Origin of the sequence: Terrabacter sp. GCM10028922, assembly GCF_042666095.1 — a bacterium.
Lineage (GTDB): Bacteria > Actinomycetota > Actinomycetes > Actinomycetales > Dermatophilaceae > Terrabacter.
Map to the genome: position 1 here is coordinate 71177 of NZ_JBHTFG010000006.1, position 16744 is coordinate 87920.

At 72.0% G+C, this 16744-nt stretch carries 15 protein-coding genes; all 15 read left to right on the plus strand.

The features are described 5' to 3' along the window. Positions 1 to 77: 77 nt before the first annotated feature. The 15 genes from ACFQU3_RS05210 (at position 78) to ACFQU3_RS05280 (ending at position 16741) form a co-directional block, all read left to right on the plus strand. On the plus strand, positions 78 to 1793 hold the full coding sequence (locus ACFQU3_RS05210; RefSeq protein ID WP_385907456.1) for an ABC transporter substrate-binding protein: 1716 nt from the start codon (positions 78 to 80) through the stop codon (positions 1791 to 1793). A gap of 4 nt (positions 1794 to 1797) precedes the next feature. Then, entirely contained in the window at positions 1798 to 2772 is a 975-nt protein-coding gene (locus ACFQU3_RS05215) for an ABC transporter permease (protein ID WP_385907458.1), read from the plus strand. Continuing rightward, positions 2772 to 3764: an ABC transporter permease gene (locus ACFQU3_RS05220; RefSeq protein ID WP_385907460.1), complete on the plus strand. Its 993-nt coding sequence runs from the start codon at positions 2772 to 2774 to the stop codon at positions 3762 to 3764. Before ACFQU3_RS05215 ends, ACFQU3_RS05220 begins: the two co-directional genes overlap by 1 nt. Beyond that, positions 3761 to 4621, plus strand: coding sequence for an ABC transporter ATP-binding protein (locus ACFQU3_RS05225; protein ID WP_385907462.1), 861 nt, complete (start codon positions 3761 to 3763; stop codon positions 4619 to 4621). Before ACFQU3_RS05220 ends, ACFQU3_RS05225 begins: the two co-directional genes overlap by 4 nt. Then, positions 4618 to 5586: an ABC transporter ATP-binding protein gene (locus tag ACFQU3_RS05230; protein WP_385907464.1), complete on the plus strand. Its 969-nt coding sequence runs from the start codon at positions 4618 to 4620 to the stop codon at positions 5584 to 5586. Before ACFQU3_RS05225 ends, ACFQU3_RS05230 begins: the two co-directional genes overlap by 4 nt. Before the next feature lie 3 nt (positions 5587 to 5589). Beyond that, positions 5590 to 6882, plus strand: coding sequence for an alpha/beta fold hydrolase (locus ACFQU3_RS05235; RefSeq protein WP_385907466.1), 1293 nt, complete (start codon positions 5590 to 5592; stop codon positions 6880 to 6882). Next, positions 6879 to 8315, plus strand: a complete 1437-nt coding sequence (locus ACFQU3_RS05240; protein WP_385907468.1) for an aminopeptidase P family protein — start codon at positions 6879 to 6881, stop codon at positions 8313 to 8315. The genes ACFQU3_RS05235 and ACFQU3_RS05240 overlap by 4 nt, the downstream gene beginning before the upstream one ends. Positions 8316 to 8516: 201 nt before the next feature. After that, complete coding sequence (locus ACFQU3_RS05245; protein ID WP_385907470.1) at positions 8517 to 9491, plus strand: glycosyltransferase family 2 protein; 975 nt, start codon at positions 8517 to 8519, stop codon at positions 9489 to 9491. 109 nt (positions 9492 to 9600) lie between these two features. After that, on the plus strand, positions 9601 to 10821 hold the full coding sequence (locus tag ACFQU3_RS05250) for a CDP-glycerol glycerophosphotransferase family protein (RefSeq protein ID WP_385907472.1): 1221 nt from the start codon (positions 9601 to 9603) through the stop codon (positions 10819 to 10821). 170 nt (positions 10822 to 10991) lie between these two features. Beyond that, complete coding sequence (locus ACFQU3_RS05255) at positions 10992 to 11792, plus strand: ABC transporter permease (RefSeq protein WP_385907474.1); 801 nt, start codon at positions 10992 to 10994, stop codon at positions 11790 to 11792. Continuing rightward, the gene (locus ACFQU3_RS05260; protein ID WP_385907476.1) at positions 11792 to 12547 is read left to right on the plus strand and encodes an ABC transporter ATP-binding protein; all 756 of its coding nucleotides are present in this window, start codon (positions 11792 to 11794) and stop codon (positions 12545 to 12547) included. Before ACFQU3_RS05255 ends, ACFQU3_RS05260 begins: the two co-directional genes overlap by 1 nt. Then, positions 12544 to 14472, plus strand: a complete 1929-nt coding sequence (locus ACFQU3_RS05265; protein ID WP_385907478.1) for a DUF5941 domain-containing protein — start codon at positions 12544 to 12546, stop codon at positions 14470 to 14472. Before ACFQU3_RS05260 ends, ACFQU3_RS05265 begins: the two co-directional genes overlap by 4 nt. Beyond that, positions 14469 to 15275, plus strand: coding sequence for a CDP-alcohol phosphatidyltransferase family protein (locus tag ACFQU3_RS05270; RefSeq protein ID WP_385907480.1), 807 nt, complete (start codon positions 14469 to 14471; stop codon positions 15273 to 15275). The genes ACFQU3_RS05265 and ACFQU3_RS05270 overlap by 4 nt, the downstream gene beginning before the upstream one ends. Continuing rightward, positions 15275 to 16267, plus strand: a complete 993-nt coding sequence (locus ACFQU3_RS05275) for a glycosyltransferase (RefSeq protein WP_385907482.1) — start codon at positions 15275 to 15277, stop codon at positions 16265 to 16267. Before ACFQU3_RS05270 ends, ACFQU3_RS05275 begins: the two co-directional genes overlap by 1 nt. Positions 16268 to 16339: 72 nt before the next feature. Then, entirely contained in the window at positions 16340 to 16741 is a 402-nt protein-coding gene (locus ACFQU3_RS05280; RefSeq protein WP_385907484.1) for an adenylyltransferase/cytidyltransferase family protein, read from the plus strand. The last annotated feature ends 3 nt before the right edge of the window (positions 16742 to 16744 follow it).

Here is a 16744-nt window from a genome sequence, read left to right on the forward strand (position 1 = left end):
CCTCCTCTTCGACCGTGCATCGAGTGGTCGTCCCCCCGACCCCGACCGAACCCCACACCATCTTCCGGAAGGTCACCATGAAACGCCACCTCACGACGACCCTTGCCCTCGCCACGACAGCGGCCCTCGCGCTCGGCGCCTGCAACGGCGGCGGCGCCACGAGCGGATCGCCCGGCGCGGCCGCCGTCGACTTCACCGCGACCCCCGCCAAGGGCGGCACGGTCGAGGTCCTCCAGAACTCCGACTTCTCCTACCTCGACCCCGCCCGTGGCTGGGACGGCGGCGTCAACAACTTCTACCGCCTCGTGTACCGGACGCTCACGACGCCCGCACCGGGCAACGCGAAGGACCCCAACGCGATCGTGCCCGACCTCGCGACCGGCCTCGGCACCCCGTCCGACGGCGGGAAGACGTGGACCTACACCCTCAAGGAGGGCCTGGCGTTCGAGGACGGCACGCCGATCACGTCGGCGGAGGTGAAGTTCGGCATCTCCCGGGCGTGGGACCCCGAGATCGGGATCGGGTCGCCGTACGCCAAGAACGTCATCGCCGCACCCGAGGGGTACGCCGGGCCGTACCGTTCCGGAGACCTGTCGACGATCGAGACCCCCGACGCGAAGACGATCGTCTTCCACCTCAAGAAGCCGTTCCCGGAGTTCGACGCCGTCGTCGGCCAGGTGAACATGACGCCCTTCCCGAAGGGAAGCGGCGCCGGCGACTCCTTCATCAAGAAGATCATCGCGTCGGGGCCGTACAAGCTCGCCGCGTACACGCCCGGCAGCCTCATCCAGCTCGAGCGCAACCCGAAGTGGGACCCGGCCACCGACCAGGTCCGCACCGCGAAGCCCGACGCGTGGCGCTTCACGATGGGGCTGGACCCCGCGACCATCGACGAGCGTCTCCTCGCCGGGCAGGGCACTGACGCCAACGCGATCGCCGGCACGATCCAGGCCTCGACCCTGCCTCGCCTCCAGGCACCTCAGTACAAGGACCGCGTGCTGCGGATGTCGGGCATCTGCACGACGTACATGTCGCTCAACACGACCAAGAAGCCGCTCGACGACGTCCGCGTGCGCCAGGCGATCAACTACGCCGTCGACAAGGCCGCGGTGCAGAACGCCACCGGCGGCACCCAGCTCGCCACGATCGCGACGACGATCCTGCCGACGACCGTGGCCGGTCACAAGGACTACGACCTCTACCCGAGCCCGGGTCACAAGGGCGACGTCGAGGCGGCCCGCAAGCTGCTCGCCGAGGCCGGGCGGTCGCAGGGCTTCTCGATGGTCCTCGACATCCGGTCCCAGCCGAAGATGCAGAAGCAGGCCGAGGCGATCCAGCAGTCGCTCAAGCGGATCGGCATCGACGTGCAGCTCAACGTCATCGACACGTCCACGTACTACGAGACGATCGGGACCCGTTCCCAGCAGCACGATGCCGCGATCACCGGCTGGTGCCCCGACTGGGCGTCGTCGGCCGCGACCTTCATCCCGCCGCTGTTCTACGGCCCGACCATCACCGACAAGGGCAACCCGAACCTGGCCCAGCTCGACGACCCGGCCATCAACAAGCGGATCGACGAGGTGGGCGCGATGAGCGACCTCGAGGCCGCGAACCAGCAGTGGGGCGACCTCGACGAGCAGGTCATGAAGCTCGCGCCCATCGTCCCGCTCAACGTCGAGCAGGCCGTCTACCTGCCGGGCCGCAACGTCGCCGGCCTCTTCGCCTCCCCGGGTGCTGCGACCGGTGGCATCGACTTCGTCCTCGTCGGGCTGCGCGACGCCGACGAGAGCTGACCTCATGACGATCACCCCGACCGAGCTCGAGCACGAGCGTCCCCCGGTGGGGGCGGGTGACGCGGCCGACCTGGCCGCGCCACCCGCGCAGCCCTCGGGCGGGCGCGTCCTGCGTGCTCTGCGCCACGACGTCGGCGCCGTCCTGTCGGCCTCCTACATCGGACTCGTCGTGCTGATGGCCGTCCTCGCGCCGCTCATCGTGACGGTGAGCGGCTGGTCGCCCTACGCGTTCGACCAGTCGGCCATCGACCCGAACCTCGGCGGGGTGCCGGTCGGAGCGTGGGGCGGGATGGGGAGCTCGCACTGGTTCGGCGTCGAGCCCGGCAGCGGGCGGGACATCTTCGCCCGCATCGTCTACGGCGCCCGGGTGTCCATGACCATCGCGCTGGCCGCCACAGCGCTGACGACGGTCCTCGGCGTCACGTTCGGGCTGCTTGCCGGCTACTTCGGTGGCCGGGTCGACCAGGTGATCTCACGCGTCATGGACTTCCTGATGGCCTTCCCGGCGCTGATCTTCATGATCGCCGTGCTGTCGGCCCTGCCGGCCGGCAACCGAGGCGGGCTGCTCGTCGTCGTCATCTCGGTCTTCGGCTGGCCGTACCTGGCCCGGATCGTGCGAGGGCAGACGATGTCGATCGCGCGCCGTGAGTTCGTCGAGGCGGCGCAGGCGTCCGGCGCCTCGGGGGCCGCGGTCGTCTTCCGCGAGATCCTGCCCAACCTGCGCTCCACGATCATCGTCATGGTGACGCTCGCCGTGCCCGGCTACATCGGCACCGAGGCGGGCCTGTCCTTCCTCGGCGTCGGCGTCGTGCCACCGGAGCCGTCCTGGGGCCAGATGATCGCGAGCTCGGTGACGTGGTACTCGGTGGTCCCGACGTACTTCGCCATCCCCGGCCTGTTCCTGTTCCTGCTCGTGCTGTCGTTCACCGTCCTCGGTGACCGGCTCCGGGCCGTCATCGACACCGGGGAGGCCCGCTGATGCCCCGCTACCTCGTGGGGAGGCTCGCCGCGATGGTCGGCGTCCTCCTGCTCGTGTGCCTGTTCACGTATGCCGTGTTCTTCCTCCTGTCGCCCGACCCCGCCGTGCAGGTGTGCGGCAAGAGCTGCACCCCGGAGCGGATCGACCAGATCCGGGCGAACCTCGGGCTGGACCGGCCGTTCTGGACGCAGTTCCTCACCTTCCTCGGCGGTCTCGTCGCCGGCCGGACCTACGGCGAGGGCGGCGGGGCCGTCGAGTGCGCGGCGCCGTGCCTCGGGTACTCGTTCCAGTCGAGCCAGTCCGTCACCGACATGATCGGTGCGCGCCTGCCGGTGTCGGCGACCATCGCGATCGGCGCGGCCGTGCTGTGGCTCCTCGTCGGCGTCGTCAGCGGCCTGGTCGGGGCCGTGAAGCAGGGCACGTGGGTCGACCGCGTCCTCACCGGCCTGACGCTCGGTGGACTGTCGGTCCCGAACTACGTGCTCGCGCTCGTGCTGCAGTACGTCCTGGTCGTGCAGCTGCAGTGGCTGCCGTTCCCGCAGGCCGTGCCCTTCGGGGAGGACCCCGGGCGCTGGTTCCTCAACTTCGTCATGCCGTGGATCGTCCTCGCCGTTGGGTACGCCGCCGCGTACACCCGGCTGACCCGCGCCAACGTCATCGACACCCTCCAGGAGAACTTCCTGCGCACGGCCCGTGCCAAGGGACTGGCGCCACGGCTCGTGTGGCGCCGCCACGCGCTGCGCCCCGCCCTGACCCCCGTCGTCACCGTCTTCGGGATGGACTTCGCGGGCCTCCTCGGCGGCGCCCTCATCACCGAGACCGTCTTCGGCCTCAACGGGGTCGGCAAGATGGCCGCCGACTCGATCGCCAAGAACGACCAGCCCGTCATCATGGGTGTCACGCTGCTCGCAGCCTTCTTCGTCGTGGTCGGCAACGTCGTCGTCGACGTCGTCTACACGGTCATCGACCCGAGGGTGCGGGTGGCGGCATGAGCGCGACCCCTCGCTCCGGCGCGTCGGCCTTCCTCGACGTGCGCGACCTCACGGTGTCGTTCCCGACCTCGACCGGCCACACCGACGTCGTCTCGCATCTCGACCTCACCCTCGATGCCGGCGGGGCGCTCGGCATCGTCGGCGAGTCCGGCTCCGGCAAGAGCCTGACGAGCCTCGCGATCATGGGGCTCCTGCCGCCGTCGGCCACGCGCTCGGGTCGGGTGCTCCTCGGCGGCGACGACCTCACCTCGATGTCCGAGCCGCAGCTGCGCCGGGTTCGCGGGGACCGGGTCGCCATGGTCTTCCAGGACCCGTTGTCGTCGCTCAACCCGTACTACACGGTCGGGAAGCAGATCGAGGAGGCGTACTGCTCGCACCGCCGCGGCGTGACGCGACGACAGGCGCGCGCTGTCGCCGTCGAGGCGATGGAGCGCGTCCACATCAAGGAGGCCGGTCGGCGGGTCGACGACTACCCGCACCAGTTCTCGGGCGGCATGCGTCAGCGCGTCATGATCGCGATGGCCCTGTCGACCGAGCCCGAGCTGCTCATCGCCGACGAGCCGACCACGGCGCTCGACGTGACGGTCCAGGCACAGATCCTCGAGCTGCTCCAGGAGATCCGGCGGGACACGGGTCTCGCGCTCGTGCTCATCACGCACGACCTCGCCGTCGTCAGCGAGATCGCCGATCACGTGGTCGTCATGCGGCGCGGCGAGTGCGTCGAGATGGGGCCGGTCGAGGCGATCTTCAGCGACCCGCAGCACGAGTACACCCGGGACCTGCTCGACGCCGTGCCCCGGATCGACGACGAGATCGCGGCACTGCGCCCGGTCGCCGCGACAGGAGGACGAGCGTGACGCAGACGCCGACCAGCAGGGCGACACGGACCGCACCGGGGCCCGGGACCGACCGGTCCGGTCAGCCCACCGAAGGTCGCCCGGCTCCCGCGCCGCTGCTGCGGGCCGACCACCTCGTCAAGGAGTTCCCGGTGGCCGGCTCCGGCGGCCTGGTCCGCCGGGGCCGCAGCTTCAGGGCCGTCGACGACGTGAGCCTCACGGTCGCGCCGGGGGAGACGTTCGCCCTCGTGGGCGAGTCCGGCTCCGGCAAGTCGACGACGGCTCGGCTCGTCGCCCGGCTGCTCGACCCGACCTCCGGCAGCGTGACCTTCGACGGGCAGGACGTCACGGCCTTGAGCGGCCGCGCCCTGCACGCGTACCGCCGTGAGGTCCAGGTGGTGTTCCAGGACCCGTTCTCGTCGCTCAACCCGCGCCACACCGTCGAACGGATCGTCACCGCGCCGCTGCTCTACCAGGGGCGCAGGCCGCCGGGCGGGTCGCGGGCGTTCACCCAGGCGCTGATGGAGCGGGTCGGTCTCGACCCGATGCAGTGGCAGCGTCACCCCGCGCAGTTCTCCGGCGGCCAGGCGCAGCGCATCGGCATCGCCCGGGCGCTCGCCGTCGGCCCGCGCCTCGTCGTCTGCGACGAGGCGGTGTCGGCCCTGGACGTGTCGGTGCAGGCCCAGATCATCAACCTCCTGCGCGACCTGCAGCGCGAGGAGGGCTTCAGCTACCTCTTCATCGCCCACGACCTCGCCGTCGTGCGGCAGATCGCGCACCGTGTGGCCGTGATGTGCGGCGGCCGGGTCGTCGAGGAGGGCGACCGGGACACGGTGTTCGAGGCGCCGCGGCACGAGTACACCCGGACGCTGCTCGCCGCGGTGCCGCGCATCCGGCCCGAGTGGGAGGCTGCCCGACGAGCGCGGGCCTCTGCGCACGCGGCTGAGCGAGCCGCGCACCCGACCCGCCCCGCCGAAGGAGCGTGACCCGTGTCCGAGACCGTCGAGTACCACCTGCCAGGACTGCACGCCCGCGAGCAGCGGGTCGCGGTTCCCCTGGACTGGGACCACCCCGACGGCCCGTCCATCGAGGTCTTCGTCCGCGAGCTCGTCGACCCGGACAAGCGCACCGACGACCTGCCCCTGCTCGTCTACCTCCAGGGCGGACCGGGCGGCGAGTGCCCGCGTCCCGTGGACCGCAGCGGCTGGCTCGACGAGGCGCTGGACACGTACCGCGTCGTCCTCGCCGACCAGCGCGGCACGGGACGGAGCACCCCGCTCGAGGGGGCCGACCTCGCGGCGTTCCCCGACGCCGAGGCGGCTGCCGACCACCTGGCGCGGTTCCGCGCCGACTCGATCGTCCGCGACCTCGAGCACGTGCGCAGGACCGTGTACGGCGGGCGGAGGTGGACGACGTTCGCGCAGAGCTATGGTGGCTGGATCACCTTGGCGTACCTCAGCCACGCACCCGAGGGCCTGGCGGCGTGCTACGTCGCAGGCGGCATGCCCGGGACGCCCCCGAGCGCCGCCGAGGTCTACCGGCGCACCTTCACGCGGGTCGAGGCCAAGACGGCCGAGTACTACCGACGCTTCCCGCAGGACGTCGACGCCGTCGCGGCGGTCGCCGACCGTCTCGCCGAGGGCGACGTCGTGCTGCCCGACGGCGACACCCTGACCGTGCAGCGTTTCCAGGCGCTGGGCATCGACCTCGGCATGAAGCCCGGTTTCGAGCGGCTGCACTGGCTCGTCGAGAAGGCGTTCACCCGGCCCGGACGGCTCGGGACCGGGTTCCTCGCCGAGTGCCTGAACCGCTCCTCGTCCGCGGCCAACCCGCTCTTCTGGACCCTCCAGGAGTCGATCTACGGCGACGGCGACAACGGGCCGATCGGCTGGGCGGCGCAGCAGGAGCGTGACCGCCGGCCGCAGTTCGACCCCGCACGGCGACCGCTGCTCTTCACGGGCGAGATGGCCTTCCCGTGGATGTTCGAGCAGGTGCGAGTGCTGCGGCCCTTCGCCGCTGCGGTCCACGAGCTCGCCGCGAGGCCCCGGTGGTCACGGCTCTACGACCTCGACCGGCTCGCCGCCAACGAGGTCCCCCTGGCGGCCGCCGTCTACTACGACGACATGTTCGTCGACGCCCAGCTCCAGCTCGACACGCTCTCGCGCGTCGGCTCGTCGCAGGCCTGGGTGACCAACGAGCTCGAGCACGACGGCATCGGCAGCGGCCGGGTGCTGACGCACCTGCGCGAGCTGGTGCGCGACCGAGGAGGAGAACGACGATGACCACGACGACGCGGCCCCCGTATGCCGGGACCCGGCCACCGCGACTGCACGAGGCCCCGGGCTTCGCCGACTCCATCGGGCGCGGGTGGGCTGCCCAGCGGGTCGAGCCCGCGCTTCCCGAGGGCGCGGCGGCCGCGGCCGCGGAACACCGGCGTCGTCTCGGCGAACGCGTCGCCGGGCACGACGTCGTCGTGTCCGCGGGGGTCGCTCCCGTGCGCAACGGTGACGCCGCGTACGCCTTCCGCCCGGACAGCGACTTCGTCTGGCTCACGGGCTGCCAGGTGGAGGGCGCGACCCTCGTCCTGCGCGCCTCGGGGACGGGCCACGACGCCACGCTCTACGTCCCACCGCCCGCGCCGCCGGGCGACCCGGGCTTCTACGGCAACGCCCTGCACGGCGAGCTGTGGGTCGGGCCCTCGCCGGACCTCGAGGCCTGGCGCGAGGCGCTGGGACTCGACGTCGTCCCCGTGGCCGACCTCCCCACCGCCCTCGGCCGGTGCCGCGGGGCCCGGGCGACGTCGAGTGTCGACCGCGACGTCGTCGACACCCACGGGCTCGTCCTCGACGGCCGGCTGCCCGCCACGTTGTCCGACCTGCGGATGGTGAAGGACGCGTGGGAGGTCGAGCAGCTGCGTCGAGCGGTCGACGACACCGTGACCGGCTTCGCTGCCGTCGTGGCCGAGCTGCCCGCCGCCGTGCACGGGCTCGGGGAGCGCTGGCTGCAGGGCACGTTCGACCGGCACGCGCGCACGCACGGCAACGGGCCGGGCTACTCGAGCATCGTCGGCTCGGGCCCCCATGCGCCGACCCTGCACTGGGTGCGCTGCGACGGGCCCGTCCTCCCCGACGCGACACTGCTGCTCGACCTCGGCGTCGAGGCGCGAAGCCTCTACACGGCCGATGTCACCCGCACCGTCCCGCCCTCGGGCCGGTTCTCGCCCGTCCAGCGCGAGGTCCACGACCTCGTCGAGCGCGCCCACCGGGCGGGCATGGCCCAGGTGCGCCCGGGGGTGCAGTACACCGACTTCCACTTCGCCGCCATGGAGGTGATCGCCCGCGGCCTGCACGACTGGGGCCTGCTCGACGTGTCCGTCGACGAGGCGCTGTCTCCCACTGGGCAGCAGCATCGTCGCTACATCGTGTGCGGCATCGGGCACCACCTCGGTCTCGACGTCCACGACTGCGCCTCGTCCGCGTACGAGCAGTACATGGGTGCGCCGCTGCTCCCGGGCATGGTCATGACGGTCGAGCCCGGGCTGTACTTCCACGCGAACGACGTCACCGTGCCGCCGGAGCTGCGCGGCATCGGCGTCCGGATCGAGGACGACCTGCTCGTGACGGACGACGCGCACGAGGTCCTGTCCAGCGGGCTGCCGATCGACGCCGCAGGGATCGAGCAGTGGGTGGCAGAGCACGCCCCGTCGGTGGCCTGACGCGGCACGGTCGGCCGGCGTCTGCGTGGCCGATCGGTCCGGCGCCTACGACGGTGCGAGGCCGCACCCGGCCCTGCCGGAGGCGCCGGACCCCCGGGTGCCGCGCCACGACGGGAGGGCACTCAAGTAGGCTGGGCGCCGCTCGGATGGGGAGTCGGGCTCCATCTCGTGACACCCGACGACAAGGACGCCAGTGTGGACATGACCCCTGACCCCAAGCCTGCGGTCAGCGTGATCATGCCGTTGCTCAACGAGGAACGGCACCTGCGTGACGCCGTCGCGATGATCCTCAAGCAGGACTATGCCGGTCCGCTCGAGGTCGTGCTCGCGCTCGGCCCGTCCGCCGACCGCACCGACGAGGTCGCCGCCGACGTCGCCGCCTCCGACCCCCGGGTCCGGCTCGTGCCGAACCCGTCGGGTCGCACGCCCGACGGGCTCAACGCGGCCATCGGCGCGTCGACGGGCGCGATCATCGTCCGCGTCGACGGCCACGCCGAGATCCCGAACGACTACATCAGCGTCGCCGTCGCCGAGCTGCTCCGGGTCGGTGCCGACAACGTCGGCGGCATCATGGACGCGCGCGGCACCAGCCCGTTCGAGCGCGCCGTGGCCTGTGCCATGCGCAGCCCCATCGGCGTCGGCAGCTCGCGCTTCCACACGGGCGGCGAGGCCGGCGACGCCGACACCGTCTACCTCGGCGTGTTCCGCCGCAGCGCCCTCGAGCGGGTCGGCGGTTACGACGCCCACTTCGCGCGGGCCCAGGACTGGGAGATGAACCACCGCATCCGCGAGACGGGTGGCAAGGTGTGGTTCACGCCCGACCTCAAGGTCACCTACAGACCCCGCGCCTCGGTCCCGGCCCTCGCCAGGCAGTACTTCCACTACGGCCGGTGGCGCCGGGTGGTCTCGCGTCACCACGAGGGCACGATCAACCTGCGCTACCTCGCACCGCCGACCATGGTCGGCGTGACGACGGCGGCCACCCTGCTCGGCTTCGCCTGGCCCCCGGCGTGGGTCGTCCCCGCCGCGTATGCCGCCGGCGTGACGGCCGGTGGGCTCGCGATCAGCCGTGGCGAGGCAGCGGCCACCAAGGCGGCCACCCCGCTCGTTCTCGCGACGATGCACTGGTCGTGGGGCATAGGGTTCCTGACGAGCCCGGGCCGGCTCAAGCGCTGAACGCGCGGGTGCGGCGTTGGAGCCGCCCAGCGGGACAGCCCATCGGGCGGCCCGGACGGACAACCGCGACGACGCGACGTCGGCGCGCACGGGAAAGGTACGGCGAACGGTGCTCAACAACGCGAAGGTGGTCGGCCAGTTGGCCCGGCAGTGGGTCCGGCGGCAGGTGGCCAAGCGCAGGCTGACCGAACGCCTCGCGCGCACCGGCCTCGAGCCGGGCACCGACGCGCCGTTCCGGTGCGCCGTCTACTTCTCCGACGAGCCGGTCAACCTCTACCAGATCCGACAGTGGTACGCCCCGCTGCAGGAGCTCGCGAAGACGCAGCCCGTCGTCGTCATCTCCCGGATGCCCGAGACGACGAACATCCTGCTCGACGAGTGCCCGCTGCCGGTCTTCCACGGCCCACGTGTCACCGACATCGAGGGGTTCATGGCAGACCACGAGATCGGCCTCGTGCTCTACGTCAACCAGAACGTCCGCAACTTCCAGATGCTGCGCTTCGCCGAGCCGGCCCATGTCTTCGTCAGCCACGGCGAGAGCGACAAGTCGTACATGGCCTCCAACCAGCTCAAGGCGTACGACCGCGTGTTCATCGCCGGCCAGGCGGCCGCCGAGCGGCTCGAGGGAGCACTCGTCGACTTCGACGTCGCGACGCGCGCCGTCGAGATCGGCCGGCCGCAGGCCGACGTCACGTATGACGCTCCCTCGCTGCCCGACGACGGTCGCACGACGGTCCTCTACGCCCCCACCTGGGAGGGCGACCGCCGCAGCATGGCCTACGGCTCGATCGCGACCCACGGCGCGGCGCTGCTGACGGGCCTGCTCGCCGACCGCCGGTTCCGTGTGGTCTACCGGCCGCACCCGCGCTCGGGGACGTTCGACCCGGCATACGGCTCGGCGTCGGCACACCTGACGCGCCTCGTGGCCGAGGCCAACCACGCCGACCCGTCGGCCGGTCACCTCGTCGACACGGAGACGGCGTTCGGCTGGCACCTCGCCCGTCTCGACGCGTGCGTCACCGACATCTCGGCGGTCGCGCTCGACTGGCTCGCGACGGGCAAGCCGCTCGTGCTGACCCAGCCCGCGAGCCCGTACGCCGACGTCGAGCCGACGCGCCTCAACACGAGCGTGCCGATGGTCACCGCGTCACAGGCGCCCGACATCGTCGGCGTCCTCGACGGTGCGATGTCGGCGTCCGAGGACGCTCGCGCCGAGGTCGTGCGCCACTACTTCGGGGACACGACACCAGGGGCCGCGACGGCCCGTTTCGTGAAGGCCTCGACCGACCTCATCGAGGCCCGGGTGGAGCGGGCGATGCACCAGGCCTGACCCCGCCAGCCCCCGTCCCGGCCGCCTCGCGTGGCGTGCGTGGCACGTGAGCCTGGACGCGGCACTCGGCGCGCACCCCTAGACTTCGGCTCGGACCGGGCAGGGGAGCGCCCAACCGGCCCTCGACCGCAGAGGCCTTGAGAGCACGAAGGAGAAGGTGGTCTGCCCGCATGATCGGCGTGTCCCAGTTCCGTGGCCTGATGGCCAAACGTCAGGTGCTGCGCACCCTGGTGGAGCGTGACCTCAGGGTCCGCTACGCCGGCAGCGTGCTCGGCTACGTCTGGACGGTGCTCGACCCGCTGCTCATGGCGCTCGTCTACTTCATCGTCTTCACGCTCATCTTCCAGGCGCGCCAGACGGGCAACCAGCCCTACTTCCTGCATCTCGTGACCGGCCTGTTCCTCTGGCAGTGGTTCGCCTCCAACATGGCGGAGACCTCGCGGGCCCTGCTGTCGGAGTCGCGTCTCGTGCGATCGGCCAACCTGCCCCGCGAGCTCTGGGTCGTGCGCGTCGTGCTCGCCAAGGGCATCGAGTTCGTCCTGACGCTGCCGGTGATCATCGCCTTCACGTTGTACTACCTCATCACCGGCGAGACGAGGTTGCACTGGACGCTCGTACTCATCCCCGTGGCGCTCGCGCTGACCTTCCTGCTCTCGGTCGGCATCGGGATGATCCTCGCGCCGATCACGGTGCTCGTCACCGACATGGCTCGCGTCGTGCGCATCGCGCTGCGCCTCGGCTTCTACGCCACGCCCGTGCTGTACAGCGCCGACATGGCGCCGGGCACGCTCCAGACGGTCCTCGCCCTCAACCCGATGAGCGGCATCCTCGAGCTGTTCCGTTCAGGCTTCTTCCGGGGCGAGATGAACCTGCTGTCGGTGGCGTCGGCGTGCATCCTCACCGTGCTTCTGCTCCTCATCGGGGCGTTCGTCTTCAAGCGGCTCGAGCCGGCCGTGCTCAAGGAGATCTGATGGCCAAGCCGGTGATCGAGGTCCGGGACCTCGGGATCGAGTTCTACCGCTCGCGGCGTCGGCGGATGTCGTTGCGCGAGATGGTCTTCAAGGGCCAGAGCGGGGCGACGACCGAGACCTTCTGGGCCCTGCGTGACATCTCGTTCGACGTGGGGCGCGGTGAGGCCGTCGGTCTCGTCGGCGGCAACGGCAGCGGCAAGAGCACGCTCCTCAAGATGATCGCGGGCGTCATGCTGCCCGACTCCGGCTACGCCAGGGTGCGTGGCGGCGTCGCCCCGCTCATCGAGCTGACCGGCGGGTTCCTCGGTGAGCTCACGGCCCGGGAGAACGTCTACCTCGCGGCGGGCCTGCACGGCCTGACGAAGCGACAGATCGACGAGCGCTACGACGAGATCGTCGACTTCGCCGGCCCGCAGGTGCAGGCGGGCATGGACATGCCCTTCCGGCACTTCTCCTCCGGTATGCAGGTCCGCATCGCGTTCGCCCTCATCACGACGCTCGACCAACCCGTCGTCCTCGTCGACGAGGTGCTCGCCGTCGGTGACCGCACCTTCCGCGAGAAGTGCTACACCCGCATGGAGTCGATGCTCTCGGGCGGCAAGACGCTCTTCCTCGTGTCGCACAGCGAGCCGGACTTGCGGCGCTTCTCCGAGCGCGGCCTCTACCTGCGCTCGGGCGAGCTCAAGGGTGACGGGCCCATCGGCGAGGTGATCGCCCAGTACAACGCCGACGCCGACGCGGACGCCGCTTCGTGAGGCTCGACGAGCGCCCGCTGGTCGGCGACGCTCGTGCCCGCGCCCTGCACGGCGGGTCCGCCGGTGGTGACCTCGTCGTCCTGGGCGGCCACCCGGCCACCGACCTGCTGGAGTCCTTGGAGCCGTTCGGCCTCAGGCGGGCGAACGACGCCGGCGAGACGCCCGACGTCCCGAGCGCGCTGCTGGCCGCGGCCGACACGGCGGGCGCGCCCAATGCCTCGGGCCCCCTCGTCCTCGTGAGCCACGACGTGCGGATCAGTCCCGTCGCGCTCCTCGACGTCCTCGACGCACCACGCGACCTCACCCACGCCGCCGTCGTCGACGGCCGGGTCCGCGACCTGCGCGGCGACGAGGCCGAACCCGCCGAGGGTGGGCTCGCGCCCGTCCGCGTGGACGGGGCGCCCCGGCGGGTCGCGTCCGTCGGCACCGTCCGCCACGTCGTCAGCAGCCCGACGGCGTATGCCGTGGGGGTGCTGCGCGTCGCCGGCCGCGACCGCGCCCACGTCGCGGGGCTGCTCCGTGCGGCCGCAGCGAGCGAGTCGGCACGCGAGCCCGGCATGCAGGCCTTCGACCTCGCACTCCTCGCCATCGTCCGCGACGCGACGGTCCGCGTGTCGGCGGTGTCCCTGCCGCACGTCACCGTCGAGCGGGGCCACGAGCAGCGCCCCGGTGCGACCGGCTCGGGGTGGCAGCAACGGCTGCGCGCGGCGTCGCGCGGCAACGACGGGGTCTTCTCGACCCACGCGATCCGTCCGCTCTCGCGCCGCCTCACGGCCTACGGGCTCGGGCGGGGCTGGAGCCCCAACGCCGTCACGTTCGTCAGCCTGCTCCTCGGGCTCGCCGCCTGCGGGCTCGCAGCCGTCGACGCGCGGTGGACGTGGGTGCTCGCGGCCGTCCTCCTCCAGGCCTCTCTCGTCGTCGACTGCGTGGACGGCGAGATCGCCCGGTTCACCCGCCGCTACAGCGCGCTCGGAGGCTGGCTCGACGCGGTGAGCGACCGGGTCAAGGAGTTCACGATGGTTGCGGCCGTCGCCTGGGTCTCGGTCCGGCGCGGCGGCGACCTGTGGTGGCTCGCCATCGTCGTGCTGGCGCTCCTCGCCGTGCGGCACGCCGAGGACTTCGCCTACGCGATGCGCCAGCACGCCGGCGCCAAGCGGCCCCTCACGGCCCTGCCGCTGGACGTGCCCGGCGACGGCGGGCCGTCGGGTGCGCGCACGACGGTGCCGGTCGCCCCCGCCGCGCGCGCACGACTCGTGCGCGACGTCAAGCAGGTGCTCCACCTGCCGATCGCCGAGCGGTACCTCGTCATGTCGGTGGGCTTGCTGACTTTCAGCCCCGCCTTCCTGCTGTGGGCGCTCGGGGTCGCCTCAGCCATCGCCCTGGCGTGGACCCAGGTCGGACGCCTCGCCAAGGCCGTCGCCTCGCGTGACGGCTTCCGCGCCGACCGGCCCGACCCCACGCTGGAGCATCTCGTCGACCTCGCCGTCGTGCCGCGCCCGACCGGCCGTGGCCGGTTGGCCTGGCAGGTGCCCGGCGTTCTGATCGCGGTCGAGGCGGCGGCGCTGCTCCTCGCCGCAGGCGGCGACCCCGCGGCGGGCGCGGCGGCCTTCGCCTGGCTGGCTGCCGTGTGCTGGCACGTCTACGACAACGTCTACCGGCTGCGCGAGACCGGCCGCGGGGCACCGCTCCGGCTCGTCCGGGCGACGCTCGGCGTCGAGGGCCGAGTCGTCCTGCTCGCCGTCATCGGCGGCTTCACCGACCGGCCCGCCGTACCGCTCCTCGTCGGCGCGGTCCTGCTCCTCATCGTGTATGCCGCCGAGTCCGCCCGCGCCTGGCGTGCCGTGCTCCGACCGGGGCCGAGCGTGCGACGCGCGGGCACCGATGCCGTGACCGACGACCCGACGCGGCAGGATGGGCCCTCGTGACGCATGATCCGACGAACGACCGTCCAAGCCTTGCCGAGCTGCGTGACGTCGCGCAGCCGCCCGAGCACATCGCCCGCTACAACGCGGAGCACTGGTCAGGGGCGCTCTACATCCGTCACCTGTCGATCTACGCGACCCGTGCCCTGCTGCCGACGCACATCACGCCCAACGGCGTCACCTGGTTGATGATCCTCACCGGTCTCCTCGGGGCGCTCGCGATCCCGTTCGGGGGACTCGTCGGACCGGTCGTCGCCGTCATCGCCATGCAGCTGCAGATCCTGCTCGACTGCTCCGACGGCGAGGTCGCCCGCTGGAGGCAGCGCTTCTCGCCCGCCGGCATCTACCTCGACCGCATCGGCCACTACGTCACGGAGGGGGCCATCCCGGTCGCGCTCGGCCTGCGGGCCGACGGCTGGAGCCTGTCCGCTCCCGGCGAGGTCGGCGGCTGGACCGTCCTCGGCCTGCTCGTCGCCGTCGGCGTCCTGCTCAACAAGGCCTTCACCGACCTCGTCCACGTGGCCCGCGCCAAGACCGGCCGGCCGCCGCTGGAGGACGTCGAGGGCACGGCCCGCCCCAAGGCGTCGGGCGTCGCGGCCCTGCGCCGGGCCTTCGACTACCTGCCGATCTTCCGCGCGTTCGTCGCCGTCGAGGCCTCGCTGCTCGCACTCGTCGCGGCGGTCGTCGACGCGGTGCACGGCGACCTGCTCGGCACGCAGGTGCTCGTCGTCGCCATGGTGCCGCTCATCGTCATCACCGCCGGAGGGCACCTGCTGGGCGTGCTGGCCAGCTCGAGGCTCGACTGATGGCCGAACGCGCCGCCTCCGCGCCCTCGCCAGAGCCGCTCCCGGTGCTCCAGTGGGCCCAGGAGCACGGTGAGGTCGGCGGCGTGCGCACCAGCCACCACCAGCTCACGTCGGTCCTGCGCGCCGAGGGCCTGACCGTCGACTACGTCGACACCGGTTCGGCGCGGCGCGCGGCGGCGATGCTGCCCCGGCTGGCCCACCGCGCGGTGCACCTGCTCCACCTGACGCGTCTGTGGCGCGCGATGCTGCTCGCCCCGGCCTTCGCGCTCCTGCGGGGGCGCACGGTTCTCGTCCTGCACTCCGGTTCGACCGGCGGTCAGGTCGCCCGGATGCCGTGGTGGCGACGCAGGGCGCTCGTGCTGGCGCTCTACGCATACGACGAGATCTGGGCGGTCAACGACGAGATCGGCACGATCCTGCCCGAGGCCCTGCGCTCGCGGGTCACGGTCGTCACGCCCTTCGACCCGTCCGCCGCGCCGGTGCCGAGCTCCGTGGAGCGCGAGCCGCACGCCCTCGCCCTGTCGACGAACGCCGGCCTGCCGCACTACAACGCCGACCTCGGCGTCGAGGTGACCCGGCTCGTGCGCGAGCGGTGGCTCGACGCGACCCTGACGGTCCTCGCCTACGGCAACGACACCCCAGCGGTCGAGGCCCTGCGACGGCTGGCCGAGGCCGAGCCGTGGCTCACGGTCGCCTTCGACTCGAGCCCCGACGAGGTCTCGACCGTCCTTGCGCGGGTCGGCACCTTCCTGCGCCCGACGAGCTGGGACGGCGACTCCGTCATCGTCCGCGAGGCCCAGGCAGCGGGCGCGACCGTCGTCGCGAGCGACTCGGCGCCGCGACCGGCGGGTGTCGTCATCGCGCCGCTCGACGCCGAGGCCATCGCCGCAGCGGTCCTCGACGGAGGGCCCGTGAGCGACGGCAGCGGCCTCGCGCAGACCACGCTGGCCCAGGCCGTGCGGGCCGCCGAGGCGTCGCTGGCTCGTGGCTGAGCACGCCGACCGGTACCCTCGCTGAACGACGAGGTGGGTCTCCCACCCCGTCCTGCCTGCCCTAGGAGAACAGTGAGCAACCGGACCGTCATCACCTTCGGGACCTTCGACGTGTTCCACGTCGGCCACGTCCGTGTGCTCCAGCGCGCCGCCGCGCTCGGCGACCGTCTCGTCGTGGGAGTGTCGGCCGACGCCCTCAACGTCGCGAAGAAGGGCCGGCCGCCGGTCTTCAACCAGGACGAGCGCCTAGAGATCATCGCTGCGCTCAAGGTCGTCGACGAGGTCTTCGTGGAGGAGTCCCTCGAGCTGAAGCGCGACTACATCCTCGAGCACGGTGCCGACGTCCTCGTCATGGGCGACGACTGGGCCGGCAAGTTCGACTGGGTCGGCGACGTCTGCGAGGTCGTCTACCTGCCGCGCACCCCGTCAGTGTCGACGACCGGCCTCATCGAGCACATCGCCAGCCTCGGCTGACCG

Excerpts from the sequence above, each read along its gene's own strand:
- ACFQU3_RS05215 (WP_385907458.1), top strand. The coding sequence starts at position 1,798 with ATGACGATCACCCCGACCGAGCTCGAGCACGAGCGTCCCCCGGTGGGG.
- ACFQU3_RS05210 (WP_385907456.1), top strand. The coding sequence starts at position 78 with ATGAAACGCCACCTCACGACGACCCTTGCCCTCGCCACGACAGCGGCC.
- ACFQU3_RS05240 (WP_385907468.1), top strand. The coding sequence starts at position 6,879 with ATGACCACGACGACGCGGCCCCCGTATGCCGGGACCCGGCCACCGCGA.
- ACFQU3_RS05260 (WP_385907476.1), top strand. The coding sequence starts at position 11,792 with ATGGCCAAGCCGGTGATCGAGGTCCGGGACCTCGGGATCGAGTTCTAC.
- ACFQU3_RS05225 (WP_385907462.1), top strand. The coding sequence starts at position 3,761 with ATGAGCGCGACCCCTCGCTCCGGCGCGTCGGCCTTCCTCGACGTGCGC.
- ACFQU3_RS05255 (WP_385907474.1), top strand. The coding sequence starts at position 10,992 with ATGATCGGCGTGTCCCAGTTCCGTGGCCTGATGGCCAAACGTCAGGTG.
- ACFQU3_RS05220 (WP_385907460.1), top strand. The coding sequence starts at position 2,772 with ATGCCCCGCTACCTCGTGGGGAGGCTCGCCGCGATGGTCGGCGTCCTC.
- ACFQU3_RS05275 (WP_385907482.1), top strand. The coding sequence starts at position 15,275 with ATGGCCGAACGCGCCGCCTCCGCGCCCTCGCCAGAGCCGCTCCCGGTG.
- ACFQU3_RS05245 (WP_385907470.1), top strand. The coding sequence starts at position 8,517 with ATGACCCCTGACCCCAAGCCTGCGGTCAGCGTGATCATGCCGTTGCTC.